The sequence below is a fragment of the Klebsiella sp. P1927 genome (assembly GCF_018204675.1).
Taxonomy (GTDB): Bacteria; Pseudomonadota; Gammaproteobacteria; order Enterobacterales; family Enterobacteriaceae; genus Klebsiella; species Klebsiella pneumoniae.
Genome location: NZ_CP073377.1, coordinates 5,095,251 through 5,115,822, shown reverse-complemented (window position 1 = coordinate 5,115,822; position 20,572 = coordinate 5,095,251). Strand labels below are relative to the sequence as shown.

General features: G+C 55.3%; 19 protein-coding genes. 8 read left to right on the top strand and 11 right to left on the bottom strand.

Annotated elements, in window-relative coordinates; genetic code table 11:
- Nucleotides 1–21: 21 nt before the first annotated feature.
- The 7 genes from atpE to asnC form a co-directional block, all read right to left on the bottom strand.
- Complete coding sequence (atpE, locus tag KB892_RS25450) at nucleotides 22–261, bottom strand: F0F1 ATP synthase subunit C (RefSeq protein ID WP_000429386.1); 240 nt, start codon at nucleotides 259–261, stop codon at nucleotides 22–24.
- Between the two features lie 49 nt (nucleotides 262–310).
- Entirely contained in the window at nucleotides 311–1,126 is an 816-nt protein-coding gene (gene atpB, locus KB892_RS25445; RefSeq protein WP_004151552.1) for a F0F1 ATP synthase subunit A, read from the bottom strand.
- Between the two features lie 7 nt (nucleotides 1,127–1,133).
- Nucleotides 1,134–1,514: a F0F1 ATP synthase subunit I gene (gene atpI, locus KB892_RS25440; protein ID WP_004144991.1), complete on the bottom strand. Its 381-nt coding sequence runs from the start codon at nucleotides 1,512–1,514 to the stop codon at nucleotides 1,134–1,136.
- Between the two features lie 616 nt (nucleotides 1,515–2,130).
- Nucleotides 2,131–2,754, bottom strand: coding sequence for a 16S rRNA (guanine(527)-N(7))-methyltransferase RsmG (rsmG, locus tag KB892_RS25435; protein WP_004151554.1), 624 nt, complete (start codon nucleotides 2,752–2,754; stop codon nucleotides 2,131–2,133).
- A gap of 115 nt (nucleotides 2,755–2,869) precedes the next feature.
- Complete coding sequence (gene mnmG / locus KB892_RS25430; protein ID WP_004144989.1) at nucleotides 2,870–4,759, bottom strand: tRNA uridine-5-carboxymethylaminomethyl(34) synthesis enzyme MnmG; 1,890 nt, start codon at nucleotides 4,757–4,759, stop codon at nucleotides 2,870–2,872.
- Between the two features lie 381 nt (nucleotides 4,760–5,140).
- Nucleotides 5,141–5,581, bottom strand: a complete 441-nt coding sequence (gene mioC / locus KB892_RS25425; RefSeq protein ID WP_002882491.1) for an FMN-binding protein MioC — start codon at nucleotides 5,579–5,581, stop codon at nucleotides 5,141–5,143.
- Nucleotides 5,582–5,680: 99 nt separating this feature from the next.
- Entirely contained in the window at nucleotides 5,681–6,139 is a 459-nt protein-coding gene (asnC, locus tag KB892_RS25420) for a transcriptional regulator AsnC (protein WP_002882510.1), read from the bottom strand.
- A 151-nt stretch (nucleotides 6,140–6,290) separates the two neighbouring features.
- Here asnC and asnA point away from each other — a divergent pair, with 151 nt between their 5' ends.
- Entirely contained in the window at nucleotides 6,291–7,283 is a 993-nt protein-coding gene (asnA, locus tag KB892_RS25415) for an aspartate--ammonia ligase (protein ID WP_002882514.1), read from the top strand.
- Between the two features lie 3 nt (nucleotides 7,284–7,286).
- Here the strand turns inward: asnA and viaA are convergent, their stop codons facing one another.
- Together viaA and ravA are read right to left on the bottom strand one after the other, a co-directional pair.
- Nucleotides 7,287–8,735 (bottom strand): ATPase RavA stimulator ViaA, encoded by a 1,449-nt coding sequence (viaA, locus tag KB892_RS25410; protein WP_002882517.1) that lies wholly within the window; start codon nucleotides 8,733–8,735, stop codon nucleotides 7,287–7,289.
- Entirely contained in the window at nucleotides 8,732–10,231 is a 1,500-nt protein-coding gene (gene ravA / locus KB892_RS25405) for an ATPase RavA (protein WP_004151555.1), read from the bottom strand. Before ravA ends, viaA begins: the two co-directional genes overlap by 4 nt.
- A 217-nt stretch (nucleotides 10,232–10,448) precedes the next feature.
- On the opposite strand from ravA, the gene kup reads away from it, so the two are divergent.
- From kup to rbsR, 7 genes are all read left to right on the top strand, one after another.
- Complete coding sequence (gene kup, locus KB892_RS25400) at nucleotides 10,449–12,317, top strand: low affinity potassium transporter Kup (protein WP_002882520.1); 1,869 nt, start codon at nucleotides 10,449–10,451, stop codon at nucleotides 12,315–12,317.
- A 185-nt stretch (nucleotides 12,318–12,502) separates the two neighbouring features.
- On the top strand, nucleotides 12,503–12,922 hold the full coding sequence (gene rbsD / locus KB892_RS25395; protein ID WP_002882527.1) for a D-ribose pyranase: 420 nt from the start codon (nucleotides 12,503–12,505) through the stop codon (nucleotides 12,920–12,922).
- 10 nt (nucleotides 12,923–12,932) lie between these two features.
- Nucleotides 12,933–14,438, top strand: coding sequence for a ribose ABC transporter ATP-binding protein RbsA (gene rbsA / locus KB892_RS25390; protein WP_002882529.1), 1,506 nt, complete (start codon nucleotides 12,933–12,935; stop codon nucleotides 14,436–14,438).
- A gap of 5 nt (nucleotides 14,439–14,443) precedes the next feature.
- Entirely contained in the window at nucleotides 14,444–15,409 is a 966-nt protein-coding gene (gene rbsC / locus KB892_RS25385) for a ribose ABC transporter permease (protein WP_002882531.1), read from the top strand.
- Nucleotides 15,410–15,436: 27 nt separating this feature from the next.
- Nucleotides 15,437–16,327, top strand: a complete 891-nt coding sequence (gene rbsB, locus KB892_RS25380; protein WP_002882536.1) for a ribose ABC transporter substrate-binding protein RbsB — start codon at nucleotides 15,437–15,439, stop codon at nucleotides 16,325–16,327.
- Between the two features lie 100 nt (nucleotides 16,328–16,427).
- Nucleotides 16,428–17,360: a ribokinase gene (gene rbsK, locus KB892_RS25375; protein WP_004217808.1), complete on the top strand. Its 933-nt coding sequence runs from the start codon at nucleotides 16,428–16,430 to the stop codon at nucleotides 17,358–17,360.
- Between the two features lie 3 nt (nucleotides 17,361–17,363).
- Entirely contained in the window at nucleotides 17,364–18,356 is a 993-nt protein-coding gene (gene rbsR, locus KB892_RS25370) for a ribose operon transcriptional repressor RbsR (RefSeq protein WP_002882538.1), read from the top strand.
- Here the strand turns inward: rbsR and mdtD are convergent.
- Both mdtD and KB892_RS25360 read right to left on the bottom strand, forming a co-directional pair.
- Entirely contained in the window at nucleotides 18,353–19,750 is a 1,398-nt protein-coding gene (gene mdtD / locus KB892_RS25365) for a multidrug transporter subunit MdtD (RefSeq protein WP_002882539.1), read from the bottom strand. The two genes, rbsR and mdtD, sit on opposite strands and share 4 nt — an antisense overlap.
- A gap of 12 nt (nucleotides 19,751–19,762) precedes the next feature.
- A complete protein-coding gene (locus KB892_RS25360) occupies nucleotides 19,763–20,464 on the bottom strand; it encodes a FadR/GntR family transcriptional regulator (protein ID WP_002882540.1) in 702 nt (233 codons plus the stop codon).
- Nucleotides 20,465–20,572: the final 108 nt, after the last annotated feature.

The window sequence follows — 20,572 nt, the reverse complement described above, 5'->3', positions numbered from 1 at the left end:
GCTTAGGTTTCTAACAACTTACTACGCGACGGCGAACATCACGTACAGACCCAGACCTACAGCGATCATCGGGATAGCATCCACCAGACCCATAACGATAAAGAACTGAGTACGCAGCAGAGGGATCAGATCCGGCTGACGCGCTGCGCCTTCCAGGAATTTACCTCCGAGGATGCCGATACCGATCGCAGCACCGATTGCCGCCAGACCCATCATCACAGCGGCAGCCATGTACAGCAGATCCATATTCAGGTTTTCCATGACAGTCTCCAGTTTGTTTCAGTTAAAACGTAGTAGTGTTGGTAAAAAATCAATGCTCTTCAGATGCCATCGACAGATAGACAATCGTCAGAACCATGAAGATGAAGGCTTGCAGCGTAATAATCAGGATGTGGAAAATGGCCCAAGGCACATTCAGAACCCACTGTGACCACCACGGCAACAGACCAGCAATCAGAATGAAAATCAGCTCACCGGCATACATGTTGCCGAACAGTCGCAGACCGAGAGAGACCGGTTTGGACAGCAGGCTTACCCCTTCAAGGATTAAGTTGACAGGAATGAACGCCCAGTGATTGAACGGCTGCATGGTCAGTTCTTTAACGAACCCACCAACGCCTTTCATTTTGATGCTGTAGAAAATAATCAGGATGAACACGCCAAGCGCCATCGACAGGGTGATGTTCACGTCGGCAGACGGAACCACGCGCAGTGCTGGCAGGCCGAAAATGTGTTCGCCGATATAAGGAAGCAGGTCGATTGGCAGCAGGTCCATCAGGTTCATCAGGAAGACCCAGACGAACACGGTCAGCGCCAGCGGCGCGATAACCTTGCTCTTGCCATGGTACATGTCTTTGACGCTGCCATGGACGAAGCCGATGATCATTTCGATGAAGGTTTGGAATTTCCCTGGTACGCCGCTGGTCGCTTTCTTAGCAACGCTACGGAACATGGCAAGGAACAGCAGACCGAGAACCACCGAGAAGAACATGGAGTCAATGTTGAGCGTCCAGAAGGTGGCTGTGTGGTTGTGCGGATCCACCAGCGAGAATGTACGCAGGTCCAACTGAAGGTTGTTCAGATGGTGTCCTATGTAATCCTGCGGCGTCATATTTTCTGAAGCCATGATGCCTTTACCCTTTGTTGTTAATTACAGCTGGCGCCAGAACTTGTACCACCAGCACCAAAACCCACGTCACGATCAGTGGCAAAAATACCACTTTTAAAACGGCCAGCGCCACCGCCAGAAGGGCGAAGGTCAGCAACACCTTGAAGGCTTCACCGAAGGCGAAGGTCCAGGCCACACGGCCTTTTGCTGGTGTATGCGCCTGATGACGCCAGGCAAAAATTATAAACATCAGATTTGGCAAGACCACTGCCAAACCGCCGCATACAGCGGAAATGCCCCAGAAGGGGTCTTTGAGGCTGAACAGCAGTCCACTTGCCATTACTGCCAGTAACTGAATAAACAGAAGCTTGCGAGCAACGTTTCGACTCAAGAGCGACACTGACATCACGTTTTTACTCCTGCTCCCTTTGAGGTATGTCGCGTGTCGTATAAAACGTCCTTTAAGACGAAGAGTCAAGCATCAAAAAGCGGACAAATTATACGGTGACGCCCCGTGATTTCAAACAATAAGTAGCAAAATAGTGAATAAATGTTTAATTATTTTCCAACGGACAACTTTCCGTGCATTTCAGCGTTCTGTGAGCGGTCATACAAAACTGCAAATAACGAGGAAACACGGCAATTAAAGCGTGCATCAGATCACATAATAAACATTTCAAGCGCCCTTTAATGAATCAAGGACATAAAACACTATTTTTCATGCTTTTGATATTCAAGATAAAAAGTGAGGACATTATCTAAAACAACCTCACATACAATAAAAACCTTTTATTGACATTTATAATAAAAATTTAACATCACTATGCTGTTCATCATTGTCGATTTTTAGCACCCTGATATTTTCAAAGTTGACTATTTTGTCAGTGAATCACTTACGCTAAGTTAACTGCAAGAAAAGCCATAGTAAAAACAAGGTTAAATGCAGCCCGTTAATATCGGGGGACGTCCTTTATTTTTGTAACATGCGCGGGCCACATTTTTTCCACATTTTTTGATAAAAATTAACTCGATTTTGGCTTAATCACCACCAGGTGCCGCTCCCCTTCCAACCGAGGAACATGCAGCTCAATCACCTCGACAATGTCATACCCTTCCGGCAGACTTTCCATTTCTTCTTTTTGCGCTAACCCTTTGAGCGCATAGAAGTGACCATTCGCTGCCGGCAGATGATGGCACCAGCTCACCATATCATTAAGCGATGCGAAAGCGCGGCTTATCACGCCATCAAACGGCGGCTCGGCCGGGAAGGCTTCCACGCGGCTCTGCACCGGGGTGACGTTATCCAGCTTCAGCTCGTGCTGCACCTGACGCAGGAAGCGCACGCGCTTGCCAAGGCTGTCCAGCAGGGTGAAATGTGACTCCGGACATACGATGGCCAACGGGATCCCCGGCAACCCCGGGCCCGTACCAACATCGATAAAGCGCGAGCCCTGCAGATAAGGCGCCACGATGATGCTGTCGAGAATATGACGCACCAGCATCTCATTCGGATCGCGAACGGAGGTCAGGTTATAGGCTTTGTTCCACTTATCGAGCAGTCCGACGTAAGCCACCAGCTGATTTTTCTGGTGATCGGTGAGCGAAATACCCGCTTCATCCAGCAGACGAGAAAGTTTGTTGAGCACGGTAAGTACCTTCAAAAAATAATGAGCCCGGAGGCGCTAACGCTTACCGGGCTATGAATGATAAAGGCGAACGCTGATTATGCAACTGGGAAATCAGCGCGGCAGGCAGCCGCAATCAGGCGCTGCGGCGCAGCATCCCCTGCTTTTTCAGCCAAACCAGCAAAATAGAGATCGCCGCCGGGGTGATCCCGGAGATACGTGACGCCTGCCCTATCGACGACGGTTTATGGTCGTTCAGTTTGGCAATCACCTCGTTAGACAGCCCAGTGACCTGGCGGTAGTCGAGGGTCGCTGGCAGCAAGGTATTCTCATTGCGCTGTTGTTTCTCAATCTCATCCTGCTGGCGCGCGATATAGCCCTCATACTTCACCTGGATCTCTACCTGTTCAGCCGCCTGACGATCTTCCAGTCCCGGGGTGAATGGCGAGAGTTGAACCAGCTGTTCGTAGGTCATTTCCGGACGACGCAGCAGATCTTCGCCGCTGGCTTCACGCGACAACGGCGCGGTCAGGTGAGCGTTCACTTCGTTGGCGCTCTCTGCCTGCGGATTCACCCAGGTGGATTTCAGACGCTGGCGTTCACGTTCGATGCTTTCCAGCTTCTCGTTGTAGCGCGCCCAGCGTTCGTCATCTACCAGACCCAGCTCGCGCCCCTGTTCGGTCAAACGCAAATCGGCGTTGTCTTCGCGCAGCATCAGACGATATTCAGCGCGGGAAGTAAACATGCGGTACGGTTCTTTGGTACCCAGGGTGCAGAGGTCATCTACCAGCACGCCGAGGTAAGCCTGATCGCGACGCGGCGCCCAGCCCTCTTTTTCCGCAGAGAAGCGGGCGGCGTTAAGTCCGGCCAGCAGCCCCTGAGCCGCCGCCTCTTCATAACCGGTGGTACCGTTGATTTGGCCGGCGAAGAACAGACCCTGAATAAATTTGCTCTCAAGCGTTGGCTTCAGATCGCGCGGGTCGAAGAAATCGTACTCAATAGCGTAGCCTGGACGGACGATCCGCGCATTCTCCATCCCCTGCATCGAGCGGACGATTTGCATTTGCACATCAAAGGGCAGGCTGGTGGATATACCGTTCGGATAAATTTCGTTTGAGGTCAGTCCTTCCGGCTCGAGGAAGATCTGATGCTGGTTGCGATCGGCAAAGCGCATGACTTTGTCTTCGATCGACGGGCAATAGCGAGGTCCGATCCCTTCGATCACTCCGGCGTACATAGGACTGCGATCGAGGTTATTGCGGATCACATCGTGGGTTTTCTCGTTAGTGTGGGTGATATAGCACGGTACCTGGCGCGGATGCTGATCCGCGGATCCCATGAACGAGAAGACCGGCATCGGGTTATCGCCATGCTGCTGCGCCAGCACGCTGAAATCGATGGTGCGCGCGTCAATACGCGGCGGAGTACCGGTTTTCAGACGACTTACGCGCAGAGGCAATTCACGCAGACGACGAGACAGCGGGATAGACGGCGGATCGCCGGCGCGGCCGCCGCTGTAGTTGTCCAGACCAATATGGATTTTGCCGTCAAGGAAGGTCCCGACAGTCAGCACTACCGCTTTAGCGCGGAATTTGAGGCCCATCTGGGTGACGGCGCCCACGACGCGATCGTTTTCGACAATCAGATCTTCAACCGCCTGCTGGAAGATCATCAGGTTCGGCTGGTTCTCCAGCGCGGTACGTACTGCCTGACGATAAAGCACGCGGTCAGCCTGGGCGCGGGTGGCGCGCACTGCCGGTCCTTTGCTGGCGTTTAGTATCCTAAACTGAATACCCGCCTGATCGATCGCTTTGGCCATCAAACCGCCGAGCGCATCCACTTCTTTTACCAGGTGTCCTTTCCCAATGCCGCCAATCGCCGGGTTGCAACTCATTTGCCCCAGCGTGTCGATATTGTGTGTCAAAAGCAGGGTTTGTTGACCCATACGCGCTGCGGCCATTGCGGCCTCAGTGCCTGCATGACCCCCGCCAATGATAATGACGTCAAAAGGATCCTGATAAAACATGGTGGTCTGCCTCGCATAAAGCGGTATGAAAATGGATTGAAGCCCGGGCCGTGGATTCTACTCAACTTTCGTCTTTCGAGAAAGACTCCGGGATCCTGAGTATTAAAAAGAAGATCTTTATATAGAGATCTGTTCTATTGTGATCTCTTATTAGGATCGACTCTCTTTGTGGATAAGTCGGATCCGCGAAGTAAGATCAAAAGCTTAAGAAGGATCACTATCTGTGAATGATCGGTGATCCTGGTCCGTATAAGCTGGGATCAGAATGAAGGGTTATGCACAGCTCAAAAACCATACTACGGTTATTCTTTGGATAACTACCGGTTGATCCAAGCTTTTAAGCATGGTTATCCACAGAAGATCGGACGATCTTTACAATTCTCAGAGCAAATTTTTCCAGGATCCCAGCCAGATTTCCGCTGGATCCTCCGGAATTTCGTGTTCAAGGACGTTGATCTTCAGCGTCTCACCGATCTGTTTTGCCCCGCAGGCCTTCAGCGCCGCTTCTAATTTATCGATCGCGCCGCAAAAGGTGTCGTATTCGCGGCTGCCGATCCCTATAGCGCCAAAGCGCACGGCGGAAAGATCGGCCTGCTTCTCCTGCAGCGCGTCATAGAAGGGAACCAGGTTGTCGGGAACGTCGCCGGCGCCATGGGTGGAAGAGATAATTAACCAGATCCCTTGCGCCTGCAGATCGTCCACCAGCGGACCGTGCTGGATTTCAGTGCTATAGCCGGCTTCTTCCAGCTTTTCCGCCAGATGCTCTGCTACATATTCCGCACTGCCCAGGGTGCTGCCGCTGATAAGTGTAATGTCTGCCATAGATCGCCGATCGCCCGCTCAACTGTTCAGAGTGGCGTATTGTACGCTGTGAGCGAGCTGGGATCTACCTGTGGAAAAATGTGGGATTAAAAAAAGCGATCAGGGCTTGATGGTGCGCATGATCGGGTTCTGCAGCACGATCAGAGTTTCAGTGGACTGAATTTCATCGATTGTTTGGATCTTGTTGATAAGTACCTGCTGCAGAGCATCGATGGATTTACACATCACCTTAATAAAGATGCTGTAGTGGCCGGTGGTGTAGTAAGCCTCGGTGACCTCCTCCAGACTTTCCAGGCGGGCGAGGGCGGAGGGATAGTCTTTGGCGCTTTTTAAAATAATGCCGATGAAGCAACCGACGTCGTAGCCCAGCTGCTTGGGGCTGACGTCAATGCGCGCGCCGGTAATGATACCCGCCTGCTTCATCTTTTCGACGCGCACGTGAATGGTGCCCGGGCTGACGCTGAACTGTTTGGCCAGTTCGGCATAGGCGGTACGGGCGTTGGCCATCAGCGCATCAAGAATGCCGCGGTCCAGATTGTCGATCTGATAATTTTCCATATCTTTTTCTTATGAAGTTTGAGGGTTCTTACTATTTTAGCGCCATATTTTAATGAATTAAAAGTTGATGCGCCTTTTTATTGATTGATTATTGTATTTCCGCCCTGTTTTGTTGCTTAATCAATGGCAACAGGACGCAGGAGTCATAAAAATGAAAACCGCATATATCGCAAAACAACGCCAGATCAGTTTCGTTAAATCCCACTTTTCCCGTCAGCTGGAAGAGAAGCTTGGCCTGATTGAAGTCCAGGCGCCAATCTTAAGCCGCGTGGGCGATGGGACGCAGGATAACTTGTCCGGCTGCGAGAAAGCGGTTCAGGTAAAAGTGAAAACACTGCCCGACGCCCAGTTCGAAGTGGTTCATTCGCTGGCGAAGTGGAAGCGTCAAACCCTGGGACAACACGACTTCAGCGCGGGCGAAGGGCTGTACACGCACATGAAAGCCCTTCGCCCCGATGAAGACCGTCTGACGCCTATCCATTCCGTCTATGTTGACCAGTGGGACTGGGAGCGCGTGATGGGGGATGAAGAGCGTCACGTCGGCACCCTGAAGGCAACCGTCGAGGCGATCTACGCCGGGATCAAAGCCACCGAGCTGGCGGTCAGCCAGGAGTTTGGCCTGACGCCGTTCCTGCCGGAACAGATCCATTTTGTTCACAGCCAGGAGCTGCTGAGCCGCTATCCGGAGCTTGATGCCAAAGGTCGTGAGCGGGCTATTGCCAAAGAGCTGGGCGCCGTCTTCTTAATTGGTATCGGCGGCAAACTAGCTGATGGCAAGCGCCACGACGTGCGTGCGCCGGATTATGATGACTGGAGTACTGAGGTTTCTGAAGGTTTTGCCGGCCTGAACGGCGATATCCTGGTGTGGAACCCGGTGCTGGAGGATGCGTTCGAGATCTCCTCGATGGGGATCCGCGTTGACGCCGAGGCGCTAAAGCGCCAGCTGGCGCTGACCGGCGATGAAGATCGCCTGAAACTGGAGTGGCACCAGGCGCTGCTGCGCGGCGAGATGCCGCAGACTATCGGCGGCGGCATTGGCCAGTCTCGTTTGACGATGCTGTTGCTGCAGCTTGACCATATCGGTCAGGTGCAGTGCGGCGTATGGCCGGCGCAGGTTCGCGAAAGCGTTTCCGCGCTGCTGTAACGATTAGCGCCGCCAGCGTCGCAGCAGGCGGCTACGCAGCCCGGTGTCAAAGCGCCAGATATGATCGAAGATGCGCATGATGCCGGGTTTGCCGTGAACCGACATCGCCACCGCGTGAAAACGGTGCTGATGCTTACGCTGTAACTCCCCCACCTGAGCAATCACCTCATCCGGCAACCGTTGGGCAATAAAGTCGGAGATCACCACGGCATCCGCATCCACCCACTGCGGGTTTTGCAAACGTTCAATAATGGCGCGAAAACAGCTGGCCAGATCGGTGCCGCCGCGAAAACGCTGGCTCAGGAAACGGATCGCCTGCTCCAGTCCGCTCTCGCTGGTCAACTCGTAATGCACTACTTCGCTGGAAAACAGCATAATGAAGCAGCGACGGTTATCGGCCAGCGCGATGCGCATCAGGGCCAGACAAAAGGCCTTAGCGCACTGTTCGTTAAAACCGCCCATCGATCCTGACGTATCGACGCAGACAATGAACGGCCCGCGCGGTTGCTCATCAAAATCCTGCCGCGTTACCGGGCGTTCGGTAATTTTCTCGCGCCAGGCATCGCCGTGTAGCCGGTAGGTGAGCAGCTGTTTCTCCACCAGCTTGCGATAAAATTCAAACTCCAGCTCCGTGATGCCAAGCGTCGCCAGCTCCGGCGGCAGCAGGCGTAGAATGTCGTCGCTCTGCTGGAGGCCGTCGACCTGTTCAGGCACCGTTGCCGGCTCGCGTACCAGGCTGCGGAAGGTTTCCATCGGCGCATCTTTCTTCGGCACGGATTTCGCTTCCCTTGAACGCCCCAGCTGTTCCGCCAGCTGCAGCAGCTCCGGTTGCTGGTTAAGAAAATCGCCATAGCGCACGATCAGCTGGTAGTCGCCTCGTTTGAGTTCGCCGGCGCTCATATCCCACAGGCGTCCGGCGGCGGTATCATTTTCCGCCAGCACCGGATCGAGCTGACCGCTGAGCGTCATTCGTTCCTGGACCTCACTGAGCAACTGGTCGCGCTCCTCGTCCAGCAGCTGCTGGTTAAGGCTGGTGGCTTGCACCACCAGGCTCAGGCGCCAGCGCTGTAAAAACAGCGTATGCAGCGCCGGGGTAAAGGTGGCATTGTCATCCACCAGCTTCTGCGCCTGGGCGGCAAAAGGGGACTGGAGCTGGTGCAGTTTGCCGAGAATTTGCGGGAGCTGGACGATAAACTGCGAGGTAGAGAGCAGCTGAGCCTGCTGATAGGTTTGCACTTCGGCGTCCAGATCCGGCGGGATGTTAACTTCTTTTAAGCGGGCGCGAACGGCTTCCCGCCAGCGCGGAATATCCGCCGCGATGATGTTTTTCAGGCGGGGAAATTTTTCAAAGAACACCGCCAGTTGAGGAGAGGCCAACAGCGCCAGCAGCATCTCCTCGATCATTCCCTCTTCGCTGACTGCCAGCATGACATTCAGCATATCGAGCGTCATGGCTGCTTCGCCTGTTTAATCTGCGCGCCGACGTCCTGCAGGCTGGCTTCGATTCTTCCCAGCCATTCGACCGGGATAAACAGGCACTTTTGCTGCTCGCTGAAGCGGTTGTGTTGCTGGTGCCACTCATCATCCAGCGCTTCCAGCTGCTGGCGAATTTCCGCCGGCATATTCTCCTGCGCTGCGCTGCCGGGCAGCGCGAGGCGTGAGCCCTGCAGGCTCACATCGCGGACGACCAGATGCTGGCTGGTGTCGACATCCATATTGAGTAGTTGAGCAAAGCCGATCCCGTTGAGCTTACCGCGGATCTCGCCGCCCTTTTCCAGCCAGTTGGCTAACGCCTCGCGTTCAAAAGTAATGTGGATCACTTCCATATCGTGAAGTTTGAGCGGCTGCTGCAGCAGCAGCGTCAGGGTGGTCCCCTGGATCTCCGCCGGCAGTTCATAGTGCGGTTTGCGGCTAAACATCCCGCCAAGGCGGGTGACCTTCAGCGCCGTTTTGTCGCTTTGCTGTTGTTGGATCTGAATGCGTCGCTGCACAATCGCCCCCAACCGCGTCAGCATCGCCTGCTGTTGCCAGGCGTGACAGGTCATGAGCGTTTCCAGCTGCTGCGACATCAGGTTCATACTTTCGACGTTGTGCCACAGACAATCTTTCAGCAGGATTAGGTCAATCGGCGCGATGCTGTCGCGGCCGCTGAAGAAGGCGCTGGCCTGCAGCAGGCGAATAGCCTTTTTCCAGCGGCGATCCGAGACGTAGGGGGCATTTGGCAGGGCGTCCAGCTGCTGGCGGAGCTGGAATATCAGCTCAAACACCGCGTCCGGCAGTTTAATATTGCCGATCTGCTGCTGCCATTGGGTAAATTCCTCGTCGCTCACCTGCAGCGCGCTGGGCACTGGATTGCTGTTTTCATCCTGCTGGCTGACCAGCATCGAACGGAAATTACCTTTATCCTGCACTTTATCAAGCCATAGACGGATCAGCATTCGGTCATACAGCGCTTCCAGGCTGCTGTCGGCTTCCGGGAGTTCGTTCGACGCGGCCACCAGCAGGCGCATTGGGATTTTCTCTTCATGCGCGCCATTGCGGAAGTGACGTTCGTTAATCGCCGTCAGTAGGGTGTTGAGGATAGCCGGACCTGCTTTCCATATTTCATCGAGAAACACGATTTCCGCTTCCGGCAGGTAGCCGGCGGTTAAACGTTCGTAACGGCCTTCATCTTTCAGCGCCTGAATGGACAGTGGCCCAAAAACCTCTTCCGGGGTGGAGAAGCGGGTCATCAGGTATTCAAAAGCGCGCGCCTGCTGGAAGGCGAATTTGAGGCGGCGGGCAATCAGGCTTTTGGCGATCCCCGGTGGACCAAGCAAAAAAACGCTCTCGCCGCTGAGCGCCGCCAGCAGGCAGAGGCGTATCGCGTGGCTGCGTTCAAAGAGTCCTTTTTCGAGTGCCGCGCTGAGCCGGGAAATTCTTTCAGCCAGTAAATGTGTTTGAGCCATAATTGAGTTGCGTGCTTTGTCATGTATCGTTATTGGGACGAGTATAGATGTTAGAGCCGGGGCGGTAATAGCCTGAAGAATCGATTTATTTTTTTTGAGCCAGGTTAATATGGTGTCTGTTAGGGGTACGATTTCACAAATAATCGTGCATACTGTGCGCTTTTTGTGGGCCAAGGGACTAGGCACACATTTGTTTTATAAACGAAAAGACTAGTCTATGAGCACTGATAATAAACAATCGTTGCCGGCGTTAACGCTGGCGGCCATCGGCGTGGTGTACGGCGATATCGGTACCAGTCCACTGTATACCCTGCGCGAATGCCTGTCAGGTCAGTTTGGCTTTGGCGTAGAGCGCGATGCCGTTTTTGGCTTTTTGTCGCTGATTTTCTGGCTGTTAATCTTTACCGTATCGATTAAATACATCACCTTCGTGATGCGGGCGGATAACGCCGGGGAAGGCGGGATCTTAACGCTGATGTCGCTGGCCGGACGTAATACTTCGGCCAGAATGACCTCCGTGCTGGTGATCCTCGGCCTTATCGGCGGCAGTTTCTTCTATGGCGAAGTGGTGATTACCCCGGCGATTTCGGTAATGTCGGCGATAGAGGGGTTAGAAATTATCGCCCCGCAGCTGGATACCTGGATTGTCCCTATCTCCATTATCGTGCTCACCCTGCTGTTTGTGATCCAGAAGCACGGGACTGGCATGGTCGGCAAGCTGTTTGCGCCGATTATGCTGATCTGGTTCCTGTTGCTGGCGGTGCTGGGCGCGCGAAGCATTTACGCTAATCCGGAAGTTCTGCAGGCGCTGAACCCCTACTGGGCTGTGCACTTTTTCCTGCAATACAAGACCGTTTCCTTTATTGCGCTTGGCGCGGTGGTGCTGTCGATTACCGGGGTGGAAGCGCTGTACGCCGATATGGGCCACTTCGGCAAACTGCCGATCCGCGTTGCCTGGTTCTCCGTCGTGCTGCCCTCGTTGGTGCTGAACTATTTTGGCCAGGGCGCGCTGCTGCTGAAGCACCCGGAAGCGATTAAAAACCCGTTCTTCCTGCTGGCGCCTGAGTGGGCGCTGATCCCGATGCTGATCATCGCCACGCTGGCGACGGTTATCGCCTCCCAGGCAGTGATTTCCGGGGTCTTCTCCCTGACCCGTCAGGCAGTGCGTCTGGGCTATCTGTCGCCGATGCGCATTATCCATACCTCGGAAATGGAGTCCGGGCAGATTTACATTCCGTTCATTAACTGGCTGCTGTACGTTTCTGTGGTCATCGTTATCGTCAGCTTTGAGCATTCGTCTAACCTGGCGGCGGCGTATGGTATCGCCGTAACGGGCACCATGGTGCTGACCTCCATTCTGTCGGCGACCGTGGCGCGCAAAAACTGGCACTGGAACAAGCTGTTTGTCGGTCTGATGCTGGTGGCCTTCCTGTGCATTGATATTCCGCTGTTCTCGGCGAACCTCGATAAGATTGTCTCCGGCGGCTGGCTACCGTTGTCCCTGGGGATGGTGATGTTTACGGTGATGACGACCTGGAAGAGCGAGCGTTTCCGCCTGCTGCGCCGGATGCACGAGCATGGCAACTCGCTGGAAGCGATGATCTCTTCGCTGGAGAAGTCACCGCCAGTGCGTGTGCCGGGTACTGCGGTGTATATGTCCCGCGCCCTGAACGTGATCCCGTTTGCCCTGCTGCATAACCTGAAGCACAACAAGGTGCTGCATGAGCGAGTGATCCTCCTGACCCTGCGTACCGAAGATGCGCCTTACGTGCATAACGTTCGCCGGGTGCAGATTGAGCAGCTGTCACCGTCTTTCTGGCGGGTGGTGGCCAGCTACGGCTGGCGGGAAACGCCTAACGTTGAAGAGGTGTTCCACCGCTGTGGCCTGGAAGGACTCAGCTGCCGGATGATGGAGACCTCGTTCTTTATGTCGCATGAGTCGCTGATTATCGGCAAACGGCCATGGTATCTGCGCCTGCGCGGCAAGCTTTATCTGCTGCTGCAGCGTAACGCCCTGCGGGCGCCGGATCAGTTTGAGATCCCGCCAAACCGGGTTATCGAGCTCGGTACCCAGGTCGAAATCTGATGTCAAAAAAGCCCTTCCATTGCGAAGGGCTTTTTGTTTCTCACTCCGGTTGTTATGTCCTGTCGCTGCCTCGCGAAACGTTTCGATGGCGATCACATTTCTCTCTTCTGGTGATGGTTTTCTGCTCACACATTGATAATAATTATTTTAGCGAAACGTTTCGCTAGTGGAGCAAAAGAGAAAAAATGAAAAAAGGCACCGTACTTAACGCTGATATTTCCGCGGTCATTTCCCGCCTGGGCCACACCGATACGCTGGTGGTCTGCGATGCCGGATTACCGGTTCCCCGCAGCAGCACGCGCATTGATATGGCGCTGACTCAGGGCGTACCTTCATTTATGCAGGTGCTGGAAGTGGTGACGACGGAAATGCAGGTTGAAGCGGCTGTCATCGCGGAAGAGATTAAAACCCATAATCCGCAGCTCCACGCGACGTTGCTCACTCACCTCGAGCAGCTGCAGCAGCACCAGGGAAATACCATTGAAATTCGTTACACCAGCCATGAGCAGTTCAAAAAACAAACCGCAGACAGTCAGGCGGTAATTCGCAGCGGGGAGTGTTCCCCGTTTGCGAATATCATTCTCTGTGCCGGCGTCACGTTCTGAGGTCGCCGTCATGGAAGCCTTATTGCAACTGAAAGGGATCGACAAAGCGTTCCCTGGCGTCAAGGCGCTCTCCGGCGCGGCGCTGAATGTCTATGCCGGCCGGGTGATGGCGCTGGTAGGGGAAAATGGCGCCGGCAAATCCACTATGATGAAGGTGTTGACCGGGATCTACACCCGTGATGCCGGCTCTTTGCTGTGGTTAGGCAAAGAGACGACCTTTAACGGCCCAAAATCCTCCCAGGAAGCCGGGATCGGCATTATCCATCAGGAACTGAACCTGATCCCTCAGTTGACGATCGCCGAGAACATCTTCCTTGGCCGCGAGTTCGTTAACCGTTTTGGCAAAATCGACTGGAAGCAGATGTATGCCGAAGCCGACAAGCTGTTGGCAAAGCTGAATCTCCGCTTTACCAGCCAGAAACTGGTGGGCGATCTATCGATTGGCGATCAGCAAATGGTGGAGATCGCCAAAGTGCTGAGCTTCGAATCGAAAGTCATCATTATGGATGAACCGACCGATGCGCTGACCGATACCGAAACCGAATCGCTGTTCCGCGTCATCCGCGAACTGAAGTCGCAGGGGCGCGGTATCGTCTATATCTCCCACCGTATGAAAGAGATCTTCGAGATTTGCGACGACGTGACGGTCTTTCGTGACGGGCAGTTTATCGCCGAGCGCGAGGTCTCGTCGCTGGATGAGGACCGACTTATCGAGATGATGGTCGGCCGTAAGCTGGAAGACCAATATCCACACCTCGATAAGGCGCCCGGCGCGGTGCGCCTGAAGGTCGACAACCTCTGCGGCCCGGGGGTGGATAACGTGACCTTTACCCTGCGCCAGGGGGAGATCCTCGGCGTTGCCGGGCTGATGGGCGCCGGGCGGACCGAACTGATGAAAGTGCTGTACGGCGCGTTGCCGCGCAGCAGCGGTTCCGTGACGCTCGATGGCCGCGAAGTGGTGACCCGTTCGCCGCAGGATGGTCTGGCGAACGGCATTGTCTATATCTCCGAAGACCGTAAGCGCGATGGTCTGGTTCTCGGGATGTCGGTAAAAGAAAACATGTCCCTGACGGCGCTGCGCTATTTCAGCCGGGCGGGCGGTAGTCTTAAGCATAAAGATGAACAGCAGGCGGTGAGTGATTTCATCCGCCTGTTTAACGTGAAAACGCCGTCCATGGAGCAGGCGATCGGCCTGCTCTCCGGCGGCAACCAGCAAAAGGTCGCCATCGCCCGCGGGCTGATGACCCGGCCGAAGGTGCTGATCCTCGATGAACCGACCCGCGGCGTCGACGTCGGGGCGAAGAAAGAGATCTACCAGCTCATCAACCAGTTCAAAGCCGACGGCCTGAGCATCATTCTGGTCTCCTCCGAGATGCCGGAAGTGTTGGGCATGAGCGATCGCATCATAGTGATGCACGAAGGGCATCTCGGCGGTGAATTCACACGCGAGCAGGCCACCCAGGAAGTATTGATGGCTGCCGCTGTGGGCAAGCTTAACCGTGTGAATCAGGAGTAAGAAAGATGACAACCCAGGCTGTTTCTGGTCGCCGCTATTTCACAAAAGCGTGGCTGATGGAGCAAAAATCGCTGATTGCCCTGCTGGTGCTGATCGCGGTGGTATCGACCATGAGCCCCAACTTTTTTACCGTCAATAACCTGTTCAATATTCTGCAGCAAACCTCCGTTAACGCCATTATGGCGGTAGGGATGACGCTGGTCATACTGACCTCGGGGATCGATCTGTCCGTCGGCTCCCTGCTGGCGCTCACCGGTGCGGTGGCAGCGTCGATCGTTGGCATTGAGGTTAATGCGCTGGTGGCGGTCGCGGCTGCCCTCGCATTAGGTGCGGCGATCGGCGCAGTCACCGGGGTGATTGTAGCGAGAGGCCGCGTGCAGGCCTTCATCGCCACCCTGGTGATGATGCTGCTGCTGCGCGGCGTAACCATGGTGTACACCAACGGCAGCCCGATCAATACCGGCTTTAGCGATAATGCCGATCTGTTCGGCTGGTTTGGCATCGGGCGTCCGCTGGGGATCCCGACGCCGGTATGGATCATGGCGATTGTCTTCCTGGCGGCCTGGTACATGCTGCACCATACTCGCCTGGGCCGTTATATTTATGCCCTGGGCGGTAATGAAGCGGCGACGCGTCTGTCCGGGATTAGCGTCAATAAAGTTAAAATTATCGTTTACGCCTTGTGCGGAATGCTGGCTTCGCTGGCCGGGATCATCGAAGTGGCGCGTCTCTCCTCCGCGCAGCCGACGGCGGGGACGGGCTATGAGCTGGACGCCATTGCGGCGGTGGTGCTCGGCGGCACCAGCCTCGCTGGTGGCAAAGGACGCATCGTCGGCACGCTGATTGGTGCGCTGATCCTTGGCTTCCTGAATAATGGTCTTAATCTTTTAGGCGTTTCTTCCTATTACCAGATGATCGTTAAAGCGGTGGTGATTTTGCTGGCGGTACTGGTAGATAACAAAAAGCAGTAACTAAGAACTCTACAGGACATCTTAACTATGAATATGAAAAAACTGGCGACCCTGGTCTCTGCTGTTGCGCTAAGTGCGACCGTTAGCGCGAACGCGATGGCCAAAGACACCATCGCTCTGGTTATCTCTACCCTCAACAACCCGTTCTTCGTGTCGCTGAAAGACGGCGCGCAAAAAGAAGCTGACAAGCTGGGCTACAACCTGGTGGTGCTGGATTCCCAGAACAACCCGGCGAAAGAGCTGGCGAACGTCCAGGATTTAACGGTGCGCGGCACCAAGCTGCTGCTGATCAACCCCACCGACTCTGATGCCGTCGGCAACGCCGTGAAGATGGCGAACCAGGCGAAAATCCCGGTCATCACTCTCGACCGTCAGGCGACAAAAGGCGATGTTGTGAGCCATATCGCCTCTGACAACGTGCAGGGTGGGAAAATGGCTGGCGATTACATCGCGAAAAAAGTGGGTGAAAGTGCAAAAGTCATTGAGCTGCAGGGCATTGCCGGAACTTCTGCGGCTCGCGAGCGTGGCGAAGGCTTTAAACAGGCCGTGGCGGCGCACAAATTCAACGTCCTGGCCAGCCAGCCGGCCGATTTCGACCGCACCAAAGGCCTTAACGTGATGCAGAACCTGCTGACCGCACATCCTGACGTCCAGGCAGTGTTCGCGCAAAATGATGAAATGGCGCTGGGCGCCCTGCGCGCGCTGCAGACCGCAGGCAAGTCCGATGTGATGGTGGTTGGATTTGACGGCACTCCGGATGGCGAAAAAGCAGTAAACAGTGGCAAACTGGCGGCGACCGTCGCACAGTTGCCGGAGCAGATCGGCGCGAAAGGCGTTGAGACTGCTGATAAGGTACTGAAGGGCGAAAAAGTGGAAGCTAACTACCCGGTTGAGCTGAAGCTGGTCGTTAAGCAGTAATATGCGATTCGGACTGGCAACGGTCCGAGGGACAATATAAAAAAAGAAAAGCAGGGCATGCGCCACCGGATCCCGGTGGCGCGCTTTCCCGGGAACAGAAATGATGAAAGCTGCAGGCAAACTTGTCGTCCTTGGCAGTATCAATGCCGATCACATTCTTAACCTTGACGCTTTCCCGACGCCGGGCGAAACCGTCACCGGCCACCATTATCAGGTGGCGTTCGGTGGAAAAGGGGCCAACCAGGCGGTGGCCGCCGGGCGCAGCGGAGCGGATATCGCGTTTATCGCCTGCACCGGCGATGACGATATCGGTGAACGCATCCGTCGTCAGCTGGCGAGCGATAAAATCGACGTGGCCCCCGTGCGCGCGGTTGCCGGGGAAGCGACCGGGGTGGCGTTAATTTTCGTTAACGCCGAAGGTGAGAATGTCATCGGTATTCATGCCGGCGCCAATGCGGCGCTTTCCGTCTCCCAGGTTGAGGCGGAAAAAGAGCGTATCGCCAGCGCACAGGCGTTGTTGATGCAGCTGGAGTCGCCGCTGGAGAGCGTCATAGCGGCGGCGAAAATCGCCCATCACCATCACACCACCGTGGTGCTGAACCCCGCGCCAGCGCGTGAACTACCGGATGAACTGCTGGCGCTGGTGGATATTATTACCCCTAACGAAACCGAAGCGGAAAAGCTGACCGGTATTCGGGTTGAGAGTGACGAAGATGCGGCAAAAGCCGCCAACGTGCTGCATGCCAAAGGCATTGGTACGGTGATGATCACCCTCGGCAGCCGCGGCGTCTGGCTCAGTGCCGAAGGCGAAAGCCGCCGGATCCTAGGGTTTCGCGTACAGGCCATTGATACTATCGCGGCCGGTGATACCTTTAACGGCGCGCTGGTGACCGCGCTGCTGGAAGGGACCGCCCTGCCGGAGGCGATTCGCTTTGCGCATGCCGCAGCGGCGATCGCCGTAACCCGCAAAGGTGCTCAGCCGTCCGTGCCTTGGCGCACAGAGATCGATGAATTTTTAGCGCAACAGGGGTAATGCTTGGCTACGATGAAAGATGTGGCCCGCATCGCGGGCGTTTCCACATCGACGGTGTCACACGTCATCAATAAGGACCGCTTTGTCAGCGAGGCGATTACCGCCAAAGTTGACGCTGCGATCAAAAGCCTCAACTACGCCCCCTCTGCGCTGGCGCGTAGCCTCAAGCTCAATCAAACCCGTACCATCGGCATGCTGATCACCGCCAGTACCAATCCGTTTTATTCGGAGCTGGTGCGGGGCGTGGAGCGTAGCTGCTTTGAGCGGGGTTATAGCCTCGTGCTCTGCAATACCGAAGGTGATGAGCAGCGAATGAATCGTAATCTGGAGACGCTAATGCAAAAACGCGTCGATGGATTACTCCTGCTGTGCACGGAGACCCATCAGCCCTCCCCGGAAATCATGCAGCGCTATCCGTCGGTACCGACGGTTATGATGGACTGGGCCCCCTTTGATGGCGATAGCGATCTGATTCAGGATAACTCGCTGCTCGGCGGCGATATGGCGACCCAGTATCTGATTGACCAGGGGCATTCACGCATTGCCTGTATTGCCGGCCCGCTGGATAAAACCCCGGCGCGCCTGCGTCTTGAAGGCTATCATGCCGCGATGGCGCGCTGCGGCCTGCCGGTTGCCGAAGGATATGTGGTGACCAGTGATTTTGAGTTTGGCGGCGGGTTTAGCGCGATGCAGCAGCTGCTGGCGTTGCCGCAGCGTCCGCAGGCGGTGTTTGTCGGTAACGATGCGATGGCGGTTGGCGCTTATCAGGCGTTATACCAGGCCGGGCTGCTGATTCCGCAGGATATGGCGCTGGTGGGCTACGATGATATTGAGCTGGCACGTTATATGACGCCGCCATTGACCACCATTCACCAGCCAAAGGATGAGCTGGGGGAACTGGCCATCGACGTACTGATCCATCGCATGGCCGATCCGCAGCAAAAACAGCAGCGCGTTCAGTTAACGCCGGAGCTGGTGGTTCGCGGTTCCGCTTAGCGTTTATGCCGCTCGCTAATCAGGTTGCGGCCATCCTTCGCTCTTAACAGCATAAACATCAGCGCCGATATAATGGTTATCACGCCCATGGTTATAAAGGTGTAGTGAAACTGCTGTACCGTGCTTGCATTATCAAAACCTTCATAGAAGCGTAGCACCGCAGCGCTGATGGCCACCCCGAGACTAATGGAAAGCTGCTGGGTGACGGCCAGCAGGCTGTTGCCGCTGCTGGCATTATCATCGGTCAGATCGGCCAGGGTAATGGTATTCATGGCGGTAAACTGCGTGGACATCGCCATCCCCAGCACGAACAGCGGCAGAAGAAGCATCCACAGCGGCATCTCTGGCGACTGCAGCGAGAACTGGGCGATCATAAGGCCAATAAACACGGTGATCCCCACCAGGGTCTTACGATAGCCAAACCAGCGCAGCACCTGGGTAACGGTGGATTTCGCAATAATCGAGCCGATAGCGGTGGGGGCGATCATACAGCCGGCGATAATGGCCGGATAGCCGAAACCAACCTGCAGCATCAGCGGCATCAGAAACGGTACGCAGCCGGTACCTAACCGCGTGGCGAGGTTGCCGGCAATGCCGACCGAGAACGTATGGGTCTTAAATAAAGAGAGCGAGATAAGCGGCGTCGGATGGCGACGCGCGTGACGCACATAGGCCACGAGCAGTAACAGACTGACGGCAATCACGGCCAGCGCCTGCCATGTCGCCACGATTTTTTCCCCAAACAGTTCAATACCGCTGGAAAATAACACCAGACTTAAGCCAAATAACAGAAAACCGCCTATATCGAAGCGTCGGCGCGGCGTTGTGAAATTTGGCATGTATTTACGGGCGTACAGAATGCCAATTACGCCGATCGGAATGTTTATCAGGAAAATCCAATGCCAGCTGGCCCAGGTAACAAATACCCCGCCGAGTACCGGGCCCAGAATCGGCCCCACCAATCCCGGCATGGTGACAAAGTTCAGGACCGGCAACAGTTCGCTGCGGGGGTAGGCACGCAGCAGGGCCAGCCTCGCCACCGGCATCATCATCGCCCCACCGATCCCCTGAATTACGCGAAAAATGACCAGTTCCGTTAAGGAACTGGAGAGGGCGCAGGCGAGGGAACCGAGGGTGAACAGGCTAACGGCGATGATAAAGACCCGGCGCGTGCCGAAGCGATCGGCCAGCCAGCCGCTGACCGGGATCAGCATCGCCACCGTCAGCGTATAGCTGATAATGGCCGACTGCATCGCTAAGGGAGAACGATTAAGACTGTGGGCGATAGCCGGGAGGGCGGTGTTAAGAATGGTGGCATCCAGCGCCTGCATAAAGAAGGCCATCGCCGCGATCCACGGCAGGCCAGCCATGCTGCGCCCTTTTTTTCCGCTCATGCCAAATCCTTGTTATTGATTTACGTGGTGTGGGGCGTTCAACAATGCCTGGCAGGCGAGCAACGCCCCCGGCGCATCACTGTTAAGAATGGCATCGACAATCGCCTGGTGGAGATCGAGCTTCACCACTTCATTTTGCGTAATCGACGTGAAGTAGGTGTGGTAGACCGAATGAAACAGCGAGGCGAAAGAGCTGAGGAAAGGATTACCGCTCATTTCATAGATATGCTCATGCCAGGCCATATCGACTTCTATCCAGCGTTCGCGCTGAAAATGGCGTTTCAGAGCAATCATCTCTTCCATTAATGTATTGAGCTGCGCTTTTTGCCCGGCGGTGCCGTTGGCGGCGGCGAGAAAGCAGGCCTGTGGCTCCAGGCTGCTGCGCATGACGAGAAAGTGGCTTACCACCTCTTCGAAGTTATCTTCTGTTAGCCACCAGGAGAGCAGTTCCTTATCAAGGAAATTCCAGCTGCTGCGCGGCATCACCCGGGTGCCAATGCGAGGGCGGGGCAGCAGCATGCCTTTTGCAGTAAGCGTCTTCACCGCTTCGCGGACGGCGGTACGGCTTACGCCGAACTGCTCCCCCAACTCCATTTCGCCGGGAAGAATGCTTTCCGGCTGATATTCGCCAGTCAGTATTTTTTGGGCGAGCTTTTCGGCCAGTACCCAGGAGATGTTCTTTTGTGCCGCCAGTTGCTGTGCGCTTAAAGACATAAATGCCGTTCCTTTCTTTCCTCTACTCTAACAGTATGCCACCAGGCGCCCCGTTTCGTCGGTTAAAACGGCAAAACGGCGGTTTTTTGCGACATTCCTCGCCGCATT

Excerpts from the sequence above, each read along its gene's own strand:
- rbsK (WP_004217808.1), top strand. The coding sequence starts at position 16,428 with ATGATGAAAGCTGCAGGCAAACTTGTCGTCCTTGGCAGTATCAATGCC.
- KB892_RS25360 (WP_002882540.1), bottom strand. The coding sequence starts at position 20,464 with ATGTCTTTAAGCGCACAGCAACTGGCGGCACAAAAGAACATCTCCTGG.
- rbsA (WP_002882529.1), top strand. The coding sequence starts at position 12,933 with ATGGAAGCCTTATTGCAACTGAAAGGGATCGACAAAGCGTTCCCTGGC.
- mioC (WP_002882491.1), bottom strand. The coding sequence starts at position 5,581 with ATGGCAGACATTACACTTATCAGCGGCAGCACCCTGGGCAGTGCGGAA.
- atpI (WP_004144991.1), bottom strand. The coding sequence starts at position 1,514 with ATGTCAGTGTCGCTCTTGAGTCGAAACGTTGCTCGCAAGCTTCTGTTT.
- atpE (WP_000429386.1), bottom strand. The coding sequence starts at position 261 with ATGGAAAACCTGAATATGGATCTGCTGTACATGGCTGCCGCTGTGATG.
- mnmG (WP_004144989.1), bottom strand. The coding sequence starts at position 4,759 with ATGTTTTATCAGGATCCTTTTGACGTCATTATCATTGGCGGGGGTCAT.
- ravA (WP_004151555.1), bottom strand. The coding sequence starts at position 10,231 with ATGGCTCAAACACATTTACTGGCTGAAAGAATTTCCCGGCTCAGCGCG.
- rbsB (WP_002882536.1), top strand. The coding sequence starts at position 15,437 with ATGAATATGAAAAAACTGGCGACCCTGGTCTCTGCTGTTGCGCTAAGT.
- rbsC (WP_002882531.1), top strand. The coding sequence starts at position 14,444 with ATGACAACCCAGGCTGTTTCTGGTCGCCGCTATTTCACAAAAGCGTGG.
- viaA (WP_002882517.1), bottom strand. The coding sequence starts at position 8,735 with ATGACGCTCGATATGCTGAATGTCATGCTGGCAGTCAGCGAAGAGGGA.
- kup (WP_002882520.1), top strand. The coding sequence starts at position 10,449 with ATGAGCACTGATAATAAACAATCGTTGCCGGCGTTAACGCTGGCGGCC.
- atpB (WP_004151552.1), bottom strand. The coding sequence starts at position 1,126 with ATGGCTTCAGAAAATATGACGCCGCAGGATTACATAGGACACCATCTG.
- mdtD (WP_002882539.1), bottom strand. The coding sequence starts at position 19,750 with ATGAGCGGAAAAAAAGGGCGCAGCATGGCTGGCCTGCCGTGGATCGCG.
- asnA (WP_002882514.1), top strand. The coding sequence starts at position 6,291 with ATGAAAACCGCATATATCGCAAAACAACGCCAGATCAGTTTCGTTAAA.
- rbsD (WP_002882527.1), top strand. The coding sequence starts at position 12,503 with ATGAAAAAAGGCACCGTACTTAACGCTGATATTTCCGCGGTCATTTCC.
- asnC (WP_002882510.1), bottom strand. The coding sequence starts at position 6,139 with ATGGAAAATTATCAGATCGACAATCTGGACCGCGGCATTCTTGATGCG.